This is a genomic window from Nocardia sp. NBC_01388, assembly GCF_045040085.1.
GTDB lineage: Bacteria > Actinomycetota > Actinomycetes > Mycobacteriales > Mycobacteriaceae > Nocardia.
The window spans coordinates 8,546,847-8,561,611 of sequence record NZ_CP109553.1 but is presented as its reverse complement, the minus strand read 5'-3'; the positions used below and the strand labels follow the sequence as shown (position 1 = coordinate 8,561,611).

General features: G+C 67.4%; 11 protein-coding genes and 2 pseudogenes. 8 read left to right on the top strand and 5 right to left on the bottom strand.

The features are described 5' to 3' along the window. Positions 1-31: 31 nt before the first annotated feature. On the bottom strand, positions 32-1,096 hold the full coding sequence (locus OG716_RS40410) for a phosphotransferase family protein (protein ID WP_405140262.1): 1,065 nt from the start codon (positions 1,094-1,096) through the stop codon (positions 32-34). A 138-nt stretch (positions 1,097-1,234) separates the two neighbouring features. Between OG716_RS40410 and pabB the strand changes: the two genes are divergently transcribed. Further along, on the top strand, positions 1,235-3,337 hold the full coding sequence (gene pabB / locus OG716_RS40405) for an aminodeoxychorismate synthase (protein WP_405135429.1): 2,103 nt from the start codon (positions 1,235-1,237) through the stop codon (positions 3,335-3,337). A gap of 245 nt (positions 3,338-3,582) precedes the next feature. Here the strand turns inward: pabB and OG716_RS40400 are convergent, their stop codons facing one another. Then, positions 3,583-4,068, bottom strand: coding sequence for a hypothetical protein (locus OG716_RS40400; RefSeq protein ID WP_405135428.1), 486 nt, complete (start codon positions 4,066-4,068; stop codon positions 3,583-3,585). A 125-nt stretch (positions 4,069-4,193) separates the two neighbouring features. Here OG716_RS40400 and OG716_RS40395 point away from each other — a divergent pair, with 125 nt between their 5' ends. Next, complete coding sequence (locus OG716_RS40395; protein WP_405135427.1) at positions 4,194-6,089, top strand: TerD family protein; 1,896 nt, start codon at positions 4,194-4,196, stop codon at positions 6,087-6,089. A gap of 238 nt (positions 6,090-6,327) precedes the next feature. Here the strand turns inward: OG716_RS40395 and OG716_RS40390 are convergent, their stop codons facing one another. After that, complete coding sequence (locus tag OG716_RS40390) at positions 6,328-7,116, bottom strand: hypothetical protein (protein WP_405135426.1); 789 nt, start codon at positions 7,114-7,116, stop codon at positions 6,328-6,330. A 78-nt stretch (positions 7,117-7,194) separates the two neighbouring features. Between OG716_RS40390 and OG716_RS40385 the strand changes: the two genes are divergently transcribed. The 3 genes from OG716_RS40385 (at position 7,195) to OG716_RS40375 (ending at position 10,619) form a co-directional block, all read left to right on the top strand. Then, positions 7,195-8,427: an MFS transporter gene (locus tag OG716_RS40385; RefSeq protein WP_405135425.1), complete on the top strand. Its 1,233-nt coding sequence runs from the start codon at positions 7,195-7,197 to the stop codon at positions 8,425-8,427. A 3-nt stretch (positions 8,428-8,430) separates the two neighbouring features. Beyond that, entirely contained in the window at positions 8,431-8,805 is a 375-nt protein-coding gene (locus OG716_RS40380; RefSeq protein ID WP_405135424.1) for an ArsR/SmtB family transcription factor, read from the top strand. Between the two features lie 200 nt (positions 8,806-9,005). Then, positions 9,006-10,619, top strand: coding sequence for a flavin-containing monooxygenase (locus tag OG716_RS40375; protein WP_405135423.1), 1,614 nt, complete (start codon positions 9,006-9,008; stop codon positions 10,617-10,619). Between the two features lie 61 nt (positions 10,620-10,680). Here OG716_RS40375 and OG716_RS40370 read toward each other — a convergent pair whose 3' ends face one another. Beyond that, on the bottom strand, positions 10,681-11,721 hold the full coding sequence (locus tag OG716_RS40370) for an alpha/beta hydrolase (protein ID WP_405135422.1): 1,041 nt from the start codon (positions 11,719-11,721) through the stop codon (positions 10,681-10,683). Positions 11,722-11,940: 219 nt separating this feature from the next. Here OG716_RS40370 and OG716_RS40365 point away from each other — a divergent pair. Beyond that, positions 11,941-12,210 (top strand): annotated as a pseudogene (locus OG716_RS40365) (serine hydrolase); the annotation flags it as partial. 63 nt (positions 12,211-12,273) lie between these two features. Here the strand turns inward: OG716_RS40365 and OG716_RS40360 are convergent. After that, positions 12,274-12,975 (bottom strand): annotated as a pseudogene (locus tag OG716_RS40360) (BTAD domain-containing putative transcriptional regulator); the annotation flags it as partial. A gap of 162 nt (positions 12,976-13,137) precedes the next feature. On the opposite strand from OG716_RS40360, the gene OG716_RS40355 reads away from it, so the two are divergent. Continuing rightward, positions 13,138-13,548 carry a PaaI family thioesterase gene (locus tag OG716_RS40355; protein WP_405135421.1) on the top strand — a complete coding sequence of 137 codons (411 nt, stop codon included), beginning with the start codon at positions 13,138-13,140 and terminating at the stop codon, positions 13,546-13,548. Between the two features lie 92 nt (positions 13,549-13,640). Next, on the top strand, positions 13,641-14,717 hold the full coding sequence (mraY, locus tag OG716_RS40350; RefSeq protein ID WP_355127098.1) for a phospho-N-acetylmuramoyl-pentapeptide-transferase: 1,077 nt from the start codon (positions 13,641-13,643) through the stop codon (positions 14,715-14,717). Positions 14,718-14,765 lie beyond the last annotated feature (48 nt).

The window sequence follows — 14,765 nt, the reverse complement described above, 5'->3', positions numbered from 1 at the left end:
CGCGATGCGAATGGGGCGCACCCGCACAAGCTCACTCCATCAACTGATGCGCCAGATCGAACAGCTCCAGCGTGATCGCGTGCAGGAAATCGCCGACCTGCTTGGGCGCCTTGCCCGCACACGCGCGCGCATGCGTGCCCTCCAGCACGATGCCGAGCTTGAAGCAGGCCAGCACCGTGTACCAGGTGACATTGCTCAGATCGCGGTCGGAGAACTTGCCGTAGTGCGCGATCATCTCCTCCGGCGTGGGCAGCCCGCCGACCGCGCCGAGGGTGCCGATGAGCGCCGAACCGGTGGTGCCGGGGCGCGGCCGGGTCGCGATCTGCCAGCCGAGGTCCAGCAGCGGGTCGCCGATGGTGGACATCTCCCAGTCGACGAGGGCCGCGACCTGCGGGCCGTCGTAGGAGAACATGATATTGGCCAGATGGCAGTCGCCGTGCAGGATGCCGGCTTTCCATGCGGCGGGCCGATTGCGGTCCAGCCAGGCGCCGACGCGGTCGACGCCCGGAATCTCGGGCCCGGGGTAGCCCTCGTTGACGCTGTAGGACTCGAGTTCCCTGGTCCAGCGCGGCACCTGCCGTTCCAGGAAGCCCTCGGGCTTGCCGTAGTCGGCCAGGCCGAGCGCCTCGTGATCGAGCGAGCCGAGCCGGGCGATGGCCTCCACCGCGGACAGGCCCATCTGCCGCCGGATCTCCGGATCGCCCGCGTGCAGGTCCGGCAGTTCGGTCTGCGGATTGAAGCCGATGATCGGCTCCATGAGGTAGAACGATGCGCCGATGAGGGATTCATCCTCGGCGGCGGCGATGACCTTGGGCGCGCGCACGCCGGTGCCGTCGAGGGCGCCGAGTATGCGGGATTCGCGGCGGATGACATTGTTGCTGGCGGTGCGCAGATGCTTGGGTCCGCGCCGCAGGACGTAGTCCTGCCCGCCTCGGCGGAACTGCAACATGACGTTCTGGGTGCCGCCGCCGAGCGGTTTCACCCCCTCGAATTCCCCGCTGGGCAAGCCCTGCTCATCCATCCACTTCCCGACGACTGCGAAATCGACGAGGTCGCGATCAACATCGACCGGCTGCACTTCAGACATGCCCCACATTGTGCCGTAACCGTCCAGTGCAACTGAAGGCATATGCCAGCACAAGTGGCGCGCGCCTCGTTCACGCAGGTCAGGCATGACTATTCGAGCGCGGTGGTGCGCGGAGCACGCGCGGCGGTGGCGTAATGTGCCTGCCAAATGCGCACGCTGCTGATCGACAACTACGACTCGTTCACCTACAACCTGTATCAGCTGATCAGTGAGGTGAACGGGGTGGAACCCGTGGTCGTGCGCAATGACGAGGCGGCCGAGCTGTCGGCGCTGGATCTCGAATCCTTCGACAATATCGTCATCTCCCCCGGTCCCGGGCGGCCCGATATCCCTCGCGATTTCGGCATCTCCGCCGCGGTGATCGCACACTCGAATCTGCCGTTGCTCGGAGTGTGCCTCGGGCATCAGGGCATTGTGATCGCCGCCGGTGGCCTGGTCACTCCGGCGCCGCAGGCCCGGCACGGCTTCCCGGACCGTATTACACACGACGGCCGCGACCTGTTCGCCGATGTGCCGCAAGACTTCACGGCCGTCCGCTATCACTCGCTGTGCGCGGCGCGGCCGCTGCCGCAGGAGCTCGAGGTCACGGCGACCACCTCCGACGGCGTCATCATGGGTGTGCGGCACCGGACCCGGCCGCAGTGGGGTGTGCAGTTCCATCCCGAATCCATCGCGAGTTCGCACGGGGCGACGCTGCTGCGAAACTTCAAGGCGCTCACCGCCGCTCACGGTGGGTCGCGGCGGTTGCGCGGGGAGACGGTGACTGTTCGACCTTCGCCGAATGAAACCCGCACTCCCCCGGTCGATTACACGGTCGAGCAGACGGTCGTGGAGCGGGCCGTGGATGCCGAGGCGATATTCCTGCGGCTGCACCGGGATTCGCCGACGGCGTTCTGGCTCGACAGTGAGCATGTGGAGCCCGGGCTCGATCGGTTCTCCTTCCTCGGAGACGCGTCGGGGCCGCTGGCCGAAACGGTGCGATACCGGGTCGGATCCGGGCAGGTGGAGGTCGAGTCGGCGGCCGGGCGGCGGATCGTGCCGGGCGGAGTACTGGACTATCTATCCGATGAGCTACGGCGGCGGCGGATCGAATTCCCGAATGTGCCTTTCGATTTCGTCGGCGGCTATGTCGGATACCTCGGCTACGAGATGAAGTCCGAATGCGGGGCGAGCGCCGCGCACCACGCAGCCACCCCGGATGCGCAGTGGCTCTTCGTCGATCGGCTGATCGTGGTCGATCACGAGGCGGGCCGCACCCACCTGCTGAACCTGGCCGAGCCGGATTCCCTTGCCGCCGCGCAGGATTGGCTGGCGACCACGCGCACCCTCGTGGAAACCCTTCCGAACTGGGAAAATCCGCCGGATCTCGAATTGCGCGCCGAGGAACGCACGGTGGCCCCGCTGCTGACGCGGGGCCGGGAGCGCTATCTCGCCGATGTGCGCGCCTGCCAGGACCAGTTGCACGCGGGCGAGTCCTACGAAATCTGCATTACCGACAGCGCGTATCTGCCCGCCGACAGCGACGGTCTGAGCGTCTACCGCACGCTGCGCCGCTGTAATCCCGCGCCGTACGCGGCTTTCCTGCGCTTCGCCGATCTGGAGGTGGCGTCCGCCTCGCCGGAGCGCTTCCTCAAACTCGATCGCGCACGCACCGTGGAGAGCAAGCCGATCAAGGGCACCGCTCCACGCGGCGATACGCCCGCCGAGGACGAGCAGCTCGCCGCCGAACTCGCGCGCAATCCCAAGACCCGCGCCGAAAACCTGATGATCGTCGACCTGCTCCGCAATGATCTCGGCCGCGTCTGCGAGGTCGGCTCGGTGCATGTGCCCAAGCTCATGGCCGTCGAGACGTATACGACACTGCACCAACTGGTTTCGACGGTCCGCGGCACGCTGCGGCCCGGGCTCGGCATTATCGACTGCCTGCGCGCCTGCTTTCCCGGCGGTTCCATGACCGGCGCACCCAAACTCCGCACCATGGAGATCATCGACGACTTGGAAACCGAGGCCCGCGGCATCTACTCCGGCACCATCGGCTTCCTCGGCCTCGGCGGCACCGCCGACCTCAACATCGTCATCCGCACCGCGGTCCGCCACAACAACCGCTGGCGCATCGGCGCCGGCGGCGCCATAGTCCTGGACTCCGACCCCGAGGACGAATACCAGGAAATGCTCTGGAAAGCCGCCACCGCCCTCCGCGCCCTCCCCGGCCTGGGCATCACACCCCCAACCCCACTCCCCTCCGCCTGACCCACGCCTCGGTTTCATGATCACCAGGAACTGACGCAGGTCTCCTCTCGGCGAATGCCGCCACCATTTCCTGGTGACCGCCTACCTCCGCCCCCGGTGCGGTCTTTGCGGGCGCGGCAGGCTCGAGCGGCTTCCCCGACGAGCACGCCCGGTGCCGGTCAGCAGGTTCGGATCAGGCTCGCGGTGTGACGACTGCTCTCGGACAGCAGCGCCGAGTGGAGGGGCCGAAAGCGGCCGAGGCCCTGCTACTTGCCGCCGCGGCGGGGTTTGGGTCGGGGTGGTTCGGGGGTGTCGCGGGTGCCTGCCAGGCGGGTCAGGAGCGAGATACCGGGGAGTTTGTCGAGGCGGGAGAGGGCTTCTTCGCCCAGGGCGGTGAGCGATTCGAGGCGCGTGAGGAGGCGGTCGTAGGCGACGAAGGCGGGTTCGGCGAGGGCCAGGGTGCGGTCGAGGCGGTCGATGGTGGAATTGAGGCGTTCGACTGCGGTGGTGAGGTTTTCGATGAGGTCGGGTAGCTGAGCGGCCAGTTGGATGGAAGCCGGCGGGAGGCGGACGGCGGTGTCGAAGGCCTGGGTGGCGGTGAGTTGTGCGGAGTCGAGGGCTTGGCCGGCGGCGGCCTGAGCGGCATCGACGGCGGCCTGGGCGGCGGCGAGTACGTCACCGACGGTGGGGACTCGCGGGGGCTGGGGTTTGCCGCGCGGTGGTTGGCGGCCGGGGTCCTTGGGTGTGGTCATGATTCCACTGTGCCGCAGGTTCAGTACCGCGGCCGCAGGTTCGGTACCACGTGGATCAGGTGTCGGACCGGGTGGTCTTGCGGGCCGCGGAGGGTGTCGTAGCCGCGTGGCATAGTTCGATCACAATGAAACTCACCGAGGGTGGCCATGCGCCGGTTCCGACATCGCTTCTGACGGTTGTCCTTTCGTGGCAATCCGATCACGAGGTCGATGCGCACGCCTTGCTGCTGTCGAACGCCGGGCGGGTCAGATCGGACCGGGATTTCGTCTTCTTCAACAATCCCCGGCACGTCTCCCAGGCCGTGACGGTGGATCCGGAGCCCGCACCCGGCACCGCGCGCCTCTCGGTCTCGCTGCCGCGCACCGAATCCGAGGTCGAGCGCATTGTGATCACCGGCTCGGTGGCGAGCTCCTTCGCGGAGGTCCCGGGGCTCATCCTCACGGTGTTCGACCACAACCGCCCGGTCGCCTGGTTCGAGATCGCCGCCGAACCGGTGCGGGCCATGATGTTCGGAGAGTTCTACCGCAGCCACGGGCACTGGCAGTTCCGTGCCGTCGGCCAGGGCTGGACGAGCGGATTGGGCGGCATCGTCACCGAATTCGGCGTACGTGTCGACGACCCCGGCGAGCCCGCACCGGCAACCAGCCCGGATCGGCAACCACCCGGTACGAACGGACAGGCGCACGACGCGAGCGGGCAGACACTCGGCGCAGGCGCGCAGGCCGCGCGCTCTCCGGGCGCAAGCACGCAGGCGCTGGGAGCTGCCGGGCGGACGCACTCGGGGAGCGGGCCGAGTTCGGGTGCGGCCAGGCAGAACCTGGGCGGGCAGACACACGGTACGAGCGGGCTCATCTCGGATGCGGCAACGCAGACACCGGGTGCGGGCCGGTCGCGGCCGGCGCGGCGCGGGTTCTCGATCGAGCGTGAGGTCCAGCCTGAGCCCCCGCGATTGCCGCCGGATCCGGAACGGGCGGACTGGCATCCGGACCCGGAGGGTGCGGGGGTGCTGCGCTGGTGGGACGGTACGGAGTGGACCGCGGCCACGCGCTCACAGCTGATCGCCGATGCGCGCCATTGCCCGCGTTGTGGGCGGGCGCGGCGGTGGCGGGTATTCGGCGGAGCGGCGCTCTGCCGGGATTGCACGGATCAGGTCGAGCAGTATCTGTCGTCCTGGCGCGGCCGGGCCGAGCGGGTGCTGCGTTCCACCGGGCCGAAGGGTGCTGACTGGGAGGCGCTGTGGGCCGGGCTGCGCTATCAGCGGATCGATGCGAACCCGGCGCGGGCGGCGTTGCGGCCGGTCGCGCACGATCACGTGGAGCGCCTGGTGGCCTTCGCTTTCGCGGACGGCAGCATCGACGAGCAGGAGATGGACGCCTTCGACGCGGCCGTCACGGCGCTGACGCTGGACGGCCCGCTCATCGAGGATCTGCGCCGCCGTATGCAGCGCGGCCGCATGCTCACGCGCCTGCGCGCGGGCGAACTGCCGGTGCTCGGCGCGGCGGGCCTGCATTTGGATCCCGCCGAACAGCTGCACCTGAATGTCGCCGCCATCCATATCCGCCAGCTCTCGCGCGGCCCGAAGCTCACCGAGGGCCGCCTGATCTGCAGCAATAAGAAGCTCCGCTTCACCGGCCCGGACACCGGCACCGAAATGCCTTGGACGCGTGTTGTTTCGGTGATCGCGGAGAGCGGCCGCGTAGAGGTCGCCGCCACCTCGGCACGCGGCGGCGCGATCTTCGAGGTCGCCGATCCCGATCACGTGGCCGCCACCATGGAGGGCGCACTACGGGTAGCCAAACGCCTCGCACTCACGCCCGGCCGCCGCGACACCCGCACCATCGGCCAGGACATCAAAGCGCAGGTGTGGCAGCGCGACGGCGGCAGATGCGTGGAATGCGGCGACAGCCACTACCTGGAATTCGACCACATCATCCCGCTCAGCCGCGGCGGCGCCACCAGCGCCCCCAACCTCCAAATCCTCTGCCGCGCCTGCAATCGCGCCAAGGGCGCTCGCATCTGACGGCACGTTTCGGGCGGTGCGCGACACTGCGCTCCGCCTCGACGCCGATGGCGAGGTGGAGCCGATCCGGAGTGCTGTGGTGCAGCGGGCCGGATAGGCGACCTGACTCAATCTTCGGCGCGCGGGAGCGCCGGCGGTATCCGGAATCCCCCGGAGAATCCCCGGATTCCCGAACCAGGGTGCGGATCACCATCCGCGACAACCGATTCCGGTGCGGTGGCCGGTTGCGCGGCAGCGATCAGTTGCGGCTGACTCGGACTACTGCGGGTTCGGCGCAGAACTGGGTGTCTGCTTGGGTGGGAGTCAGGCCGGTGGTGGCCAGGCCGCCGGAATCTATTACGGCGCAGGTGGTTCCGGCTACTTTGCCATTGCCGTCGTCGATCGGGCGGACCTGGGCGGTGACGATGGGGGTGAGGTCGTCGGCGGCGAATTTCCAGAATTCCACGTCCCAGCTGGCATATTCGGCGCGGGCCGAGACTACGACGTAGCCAGTGGCCGAGGTGTCTATGCCGATTCCGGCGAGTTCACCGGCGCGGTGGTACTCGAGGGAGTCCCCGTTGGCGTGGTAGACGGCGTAGCGCACATTGGCGGTGGCCAGGAAGATCGGGATGACGAGTTCGTCGCGGCCGTTTCCGTCGAGATCACGTAATTTCGGTACCGCGCCCGGGGCATCGGCTTCGGGTTCGACCAGGGTCTGCACGAACGCACCGCCGGAGTCGAGCAGGGTGACAGTGGTGACGAGGTGCGCCGGACTGCCGGTGTGCCGGATTTCGAAGGTGACGCCGGCGGGATCACGGGATTGCAGCTGGCAGTCGGCAGGCATTGCGGCGGTACCGATATCGCCGCAGGGCGGCAGTTCCGAGGCGGGTTCGGGCGGCGCTTCCGCCGGCGGGGCGGATGAGGTCTCCGGCACAGATGCGGTCGTCTCGGCCGTGGATGCGGGCACGTCGGCCGGGTGCGATGAGCAGCCGGAAATGAGCAGTGTCGAAACCGCGGCCACGGAGCAGACCGCGAAATTCCTCACCATGGGGCGAGAATAGTCGCCCACTGGCGGATAACCGACAACATGTGCACAACTGCGCACCTATTGTCATATAGTGGGGTCGTGCTCGCCGTCCTACGCCATACCCGGTTCCGGCGATTGTTCACCGCCCAGGTCGTCGCACTGATCGGCACCGGCCTGCTCACGGTGGCACTGGGCCTGCTGGCATATGACTTGGCCGGAGCCCATGCGGGCGCGGTGCTCGGTACCGCACTGGCGGTCAAGATGGTGGCGTATGTGGCTGTGGCGCCGGTGATTTCGGCGCTCACCGAGCGAGTGCCGCGCACCACGCTGCTGGTGTCCGCGGATGTGACGCGGGTAGCGATCGCGCTCGTACTGCCGTGGGTGACACAGACCTGGCAAATCTATGTCCTCATCGCGCTGCTGCAATCGGCGTCGGCGACATTCACCCCGGCCTTCCAATCGGTGATCCCCTCGGTGCTGCCGGAGGAGGAGCAGTACACCCGCGCCCTGTCCCTGTCCCGCCTGGCCTACGATCTGGAATCGCTGCTGAGCCCGATTCTGGCGGCCGCCGCGCTGACAGTGATCAGCTATCACCTGCTGTTCGTCGGCACCGCCGCGGGTTTCGTGGCCTCGGCCGTGCTGGTGCTCACCACGCGACTCCCCCGGCTCACCTCGGACCGGCCCGAGCCGCTGTGGGAGCGGATCACCGGCGGCGCCCGGATCATGCTGGATCGCCCCGTCCTGCGCGGCCTGCTCGCCATGAATCTCGCAGTGGCCGCCGCGACTTCGATGGTCGTCGTGAATACCGTTGTGTACGTGCGCGATCGGCTCGACGGCTCGAATACCGGGGTGGCACTCGCCCTGGGCTGCTTCGGATTCGGTTCCATGGTGGTGGCTCTGGCACTGCCCCGCGTGCTCGCGAATATCCCGGATCGCCAGGTCATGATGACCGGATGCCGCATTCTCCCCGCCGGGTTGGTCGCCGCGGCGGTGATTCCTCTGCTCGGCCCGGTCGCCGGCGCCGGCCTACTGGCGGTGACCTGGGCGGTGCTGGGCGCGGGCACCTCCATGATCAATACACCCTCGGCCCGGCTCCTGCGCGCCCAGTCGGATTCCGATTCCCGCACAGCCGTTTTCACCGCGCAGTTCTCGCTCTCGCACGCCTGCTACCTCCTGACCTATCCCGTCGCGGGCACCCTCGGCGCGCTGGCGGGCCTGCCGATCACGGCGGTGGCGCTGGCGGTGATCGCTACACTGGCTGCTACGACGGCTGTACGCATGTGGCCCGTGTCCGCGCCCGCGGACAGTGAGGCGGTAGCGGCGGAAAGGTGAGCGATGGCGAGCAAGCGCGACGCACAGGCATTGCCCGCCGCGCGTTCCAGCCTCGCCCACCCCGTAGAACCGGATCCGGCGCGCCTCGATGCCGCCACCGCGACCTTCCGCATGCTGTCGGATCCCACCCGCCTGCATATCCTCTGGATCCTCGCGAATGCCGAAGCCGACGTCACCGCCCTCACCGAGGCCTGCGGCGCCTCCCGCACGGCGGTCAGCCAGCACCTGGCCAAACTCCGCTTCACCGGCCTGGTCGTCACCCGCCGCGACGGCCGCCGCATCATCTACAGCATCCGCGACGGCCACCTCTCCCGCCTGATCCGCGAGGGCCTCAACCACGCCGATCACATCGTCACCGGCGAACCCACCCACGAATAGGGCGATCAAGCCGACACTGTCCGATCTGTCTGGCGAATAACCGCCTGTCCGAGCAGCCGTTCGTCGGCAGCGTCCGCTCGCTGCGGCCTTGATCGCCGGACCGTGGCTCCTGGTCAGTGGGACGAGGGGTCGCGACCAGCCGCTGTCGGCCCGACGATATGCCTATTCGAAATAGTTGTGGACGAGTCGAGAGGGCACGCATGTTTGCCAGCGCCGAGCAGGCCAGTCAATACGATGTGATCATCATCGGCGCCGGATTCGCCGGACTCTACGGCGTCCATCAGGCGGCCCGGGCCGGTCTGAACGTGCTCGGCCTGGAGGCGGGCGAGGATGTCGGCGGCACCTGGTTCTGGAACCGCTATCCGGGCGCACGCTGCGATGTGGAGAGCGTGGACTACTCGTACTCGTTCGACGAGGAGCTGCAGCAGAGCTGGACGTGGACCGAGCGTTTCGCGGCGCAGCCGGAGATCCTCGCGTACATCAATCACGTCGCGGACCGATTCGCACTGCGGCCGCGTTACCGCTTCAACCAGTCGGTGACGGCAGCGCACTTCGATGACGAATCCTCGACCTGGACTGTGCATTCCGCCGCCGGTGACGAATTCCGCTCCCGCTTCGTGGTTTTCGCCACCGGCTGCCTGTCCGCGCCGATCAAGCCGAATATTCCGGGCGTGGAAACCTTTGCGGGCGAGGAGCTTTTCACCGCCCGCTGGCCCGAGGAGGGCGCGTCCCTGGCCGGTAAGCGGGTCGGTGTCATCGGCACCGGCTCCTCCGGCATCCAGGTCTCGCCGATCATCGCCCGGCAGGCCGAGGCGCTGACCGTCTTCCAGCGCTCCGCCAATTTCAGTGTGCCCGTGCCGAACCGGCCGTGGACCGCCGAGGAGCAGGAGCAGATTCGCGCCACCTACCCGCAGCGGCGCGCCAAGTCCTACTACGCTCCCGCCGCCACCCCGCACCCCAGCCTGCAGACCAAGGCGCTGGAGTTGAGCGCGCAGGAGCGCGAGGAAGCCATGGAGGACCGCTGGAACGGCGGCGGCGTGCTGTTCAACAAGGTCTTCCCCGATCAGAACAGTGATATGGCCGCCAATGACCTGGTGCGTGATTTCGCCGTGGCGAAGATCCGCGCCAAGATCGACGATCCGGTGGTGGCCGATGATCTGATCGCCACCGATCATCCGATCGGCACCAAGCGCATCTGCACCGACTCCGGCTACTACGAGATGTTCAACCGGCCGAATGTCACGCTGGTGAACCTGCGCCGTGAGCCCATCGAGGAGATCACCCCCACCGGCATCCGCACCGCGGACAAGTTCATCGAGATCGACACCCTGGTCTACGCAACCGGATTCGACGCCATGACCGGTGCGCTGCTGCGCATCGATATCCAGGGTGCGCGCGAATCGCGGCTGCGCGATACCTGGGCCGACGGTCCGGTCACCTACCTGGGCTTCGGCGTCCACGGTTTCCCGAACATGTTCAGTATCAACAGCGTCGGAACCCCGTCGGTGATGGCGAATATGGTCCTGCATTCCGAGCAGCAGCTCGATTGGGTGATCGACCTCATCGAACACTGCCGCGCACAGGGCATTCGGCAGGTCGAGGCCCGGGAGGAGGCCGCGGCCAAGTGGACCGATCACCTCATGGAGGTCGCCGAGGGCACCCTGTTCGTCAAGGCGAACTCCTGGTACATGGGCGCGAACATCGAGGGCAAGAAGCGCGTATTCATGCCCTACATCGGCGGTTTCGGCAATTACCGCCGCTTCTGCGACGAGGAACGCGATAACGGCTACCCGAGTTTCGAACTCACCGCATAGCGAAAGGCGCGGCCGCGGTCGGCATCCCCACCGACCGTGGCCGCACCGCTGAACCCCGAATTCAGTTGGCGGGCAACCCCAGTCCGGCCGCGAGCACCGGCCACGAATTCTTCAGATCATCCTGCCAGTAGCCCCAGGAGTGGGTGCCGGTCGGCGTGAAGTTGAAGGTGGCGGGAATGCCCAGCTGACCCAGCTTGGCCTGCAGATTGTGCGAGCAGTAGTTGGTGGCGGCCTCCAGCGCGCCGCCGAGGGTGGTCTGATTCACCACTCCGCCGACACCCGGCAGGGTGTGCGGACCGTTCAGCGTGTCCCACGGCCCGGGCAGGCCGGAGCCGCTGGAGATGTAGAGATTCATGCCGCGCAGCTGGTCGGCGTGCACATAGGGATCATTGGCCGCCCACATCGGATCACCTTTGGGCCCATACATATTCGCGGAATTGCCCCCGCCGGCCGCGACCACCAGATTCACGGCGTTGTAGCCCACCGGATCACTGATCTGCGCGCACCCGCTGTAGGAGGCCACCGACTGGTAGAGCCCCGGCGCGGCGATCCCCAACTGCAGCACCGAGGTGCCCGCCATGGACAGTCCGGCAATCGCATTGCGGCCGTTGGTGTTCAGCGCCTTGTCGACGAGCGGGGGCAACTCCTGGGTGAGGAAGGTCTTCCACTTGTTCACGCCCAGTGTGGGATCCGCGTCGCGCCAGTCGGTGTAGTAGCTGAATCCGCCGCCGACCGGCTGCACCACAGTGACGTTCTTGTCCGAGAGGAAGTTCAGCGCATCGGTCTGCCGCTGCCAGGTGGCGGAGTCCTCGCCGCCGCCCGCGCCATTGAGCAGATAGAGCACCGGGCTCGGCGCGGAGGTGCCGGCCGGACGCTGCACATCGACCTCGATGTTCTTGTCCATGGCGGCCGAGTAGACCTGCAGCTTCACCGTGCGGGCGTCGGTCGACTCGCTGGAGGCGATGTGCGAACCGTCCGTCGAGATGCCGCCGGCGCGCAGGGCAACCCCGGATGCTGCGGAGGCAGTACCCGCGGCGACTGGTAGCAGGACGGTTGCGGTCAACGCGAGAACCACGCCGCCCCAGGTCTTCGACAATCGCACGCCGGATATCTCCTCAGTAGATGACTAATTCTGATCGGCAGATTTTCACACTGCCCTAGTTCACTGAGCATTTGCTAGCTCTCTCCTGAAGAGGGGCTGAGAGAAGCCTCCGACCAGTGCCGATACCCCGCTGATCGGTGCTGTCAGCGGGCCTGTCAGCGCTGTCGGCGCACTGTCGGCCTGCTGTCAGCGGCGCTCGGCAATCTGGTTTCAGACCGGATGAGCGGCCGAAAACGAGAGCCGCACACCGAACACAGGAGAGGTACTGCAATGTCGAACATCGCACTGTCGAACATCGAAGCTTCGTCGGATATCGAAGCTTCGTCGGATATCGCGCTGTCGGAGATCGTCGAAGCCACCGCCACCGAATTCGGAATCCCGGGCGTCACCGTCGGCATCTGGGTGGACGGCCGCGAGATCTTCGCCTCGCACGGCGTGACCAGCATCGAGAACCCGCTGCCCGTCGACCCGGACACGCTCTTCACCATCGGCTCGATCAGCAAGAGCTTCACCGCCACCGTGCTCATGCAGCTCGCCACGCAAGAGCGCGAGATGGGTGTCCCGCAATTCCGCCGACGGGTCGATGCCGAGCTCATCGCCCAGCCGCTCCCGCATGCCCTCGTACACCGCCAGCGCATCGGATTGCCGCCCAGCCGCGGCCAGCGCCCGCATGCGCAGCGCCGCCAGCCGCTCACTCAGCGGATGTTCGGCCCCGGCGACCTCCAGATCCGCGAGAATGTCTGCGTAGCGCCCCAATTGGAGTTCGGCCGCGAACCGGTCCTCCACGGCCGCCGCCCGCAAATCGTCCAGCCGAGCCGCGACAACCTGCACGAACGGCGCATCCTGCACATCCCCGAGCACCGGCCCCCGCCACAATTCCAGCGCCTCGCCGAGCAGCCCGGCCGCAGATTCCGCCCGCCCGGCCGCCGACTCCCGCCGCCCCCGCTTGACCAGCTCCTCGAACCGCTCGGAATCCACCTCGACCCCGGGCAGCCGATACCCACCGGCCGTGAGCTCCACCGTCCCCGCCTCGCGCAGGGCGCGCCGCAACCGCGATACCAGGGCCTGCAGCGCACCGGGCGCGTCACCGGGCGGCTCCTCGCCCCACAGCCCGTCGATCAGCGCCGCCGCCGCCGACACCGTCCCGCCCGCCCGCCTCGAGCGCGAGCCGGGCCAGCAGCATGCGCACCCTGACCCCGCCGATCTCGATCGGCGCCCCCGTATCCGTCGACGCCTGAACCGGCCCCAGCACATCTACCCGCACCCGGCGAGTCTCGCAGAATCGCCGACCACTCCGATACTCGCCGCGTCGGACCTCTGTGCGGTGCGGCCTCCTACCCGCTGCCGCCGGTCTCCGCCCCGGCATTACCCCCGGGGTAATCGCGGCGCGGCACCTCATGCGGCAGAGTCGAACCCATGACCGAAACAGCATTGGATCCGATCGGAACCGAACTCTTCAGCACCATGCCGTTCGCCGATCGTCTCGGCATCGAGGTGCTCGAGCACGGACCCGAGCAGGTCCGCAGCCGCCTGGCCTGGGACGAATCCCTGTGCACCCTCGGCGGCGGCATGCACGGCGGCGCGCTGATGGCGCTCGCGGATTCCACCGGCGCGGTCTGTGCCTTCCTGAATCTGCCGGAGGGCAAACAGGGCACCACCACCGTCGAGTCCAAGACCAATTTCCTGCGCGGTGTGCGCTCGGGGTACGCCACCGCCACCGCGCGGCCGCTGCACGCCGGGCGCAGTTTCATTGTCATCGAGACCGAGATTCGGGATGATGCGGGCAAACTGGTCGCCAAGGTCACGCAGACGCAGGCCGTGCTCTGAGGCCCGCATCTCGGTGAGCCGAACCCGCCTGTGAACCGCCTCGGGGGCTGCGGATAGCGTCAGAGCAATTGTTCGCGGCACGAGGTGGGTAGATGAGGCAGATCTTTTTCGCGGTCCTGATCGCATTGGCGGTGTCGATCACACTGACACCGCTGTTGATCAAGCTGTTCGCGAAAAGGAATGTCGGGCAGGAGATCCGGTCGGATGGTCCGGCCAGTCATCAGGCCAAGCGCGGTACGCCGACGATGGGCGGCATTGCCATCATCATCGGCATGTGGGCCGGTTATCTGGGCTCGCATCTGATCGGAATTCGTTATGACTCAGAGGGTTTGACCGCCTCCGGGCTGCTCGTCCTCGGCTTGGCGACGGCGCTCGGCGTGGTCGGCTTCCTCGACGACTTCATCAAGCTGTACAAACACCGCAATCTGGGCCTGACCGCCAAGGGCAAGTACCTCGGACAGCTCACCGCCGCCATCGTCTTCGGCGTCCTGGCGCTGCGTTTTCCCAGCAATTCGGGCCTGACCCCGGCGAGCCGGCACCTGTCGTACGTCCGCGACTATCCGTTCCTGTCCTTCGGCATCATCGTGTTCCTGGTGCTCGTGGTCTTCCTCGTGATCGCCTGGTCGAACGCGGTCAATATCACCGACGGCCTCGACGGCCTGGCTGCCGGATCGATGGCGCTGGCGCTGGGCGCGTACGTCATCGTCACCATCTGGCAGTACACCAATGCCTGCTCGATCAAGCCCGGCGTCGGCTGCTACACGGTCCGCGATCCACTCGACCTGTCCCTGGTGTGCGCCTCCGGCGCCGCGGCCTGTATCGGCTTCCTGTGGTGGAATGCGGCCCCCGCCAAGATCTTCATGGGCGATACCGGTTCCCTCGCCCTGGGCGGCCTCATCGCCGGCATTTCCATCACCACCCGCACCGAACTTCTCATGACGGTCATCGGCGCTCTGTTCGTCGCGGAAATCCTCTCCGTCGCTCTCCAGATCGCGGTCTTCAAGGCCAACCGCACCCGCCTGTTCAAGATGGCCCCCTTCCACCACCATTTCGAACTGAGCACGTGGCCGGAAACCGCGGTCATCATTCGCTTCTGGCTGCTGGGCGGCATTGCGGCCGGTGTCGGCCTCATGCTCTTCTACGGCGAACACCTCGCCGCCACCAGGTAACCCATCGACGCGCCGATGGCACCCATCGGAATTCCTATTTGTGCGATC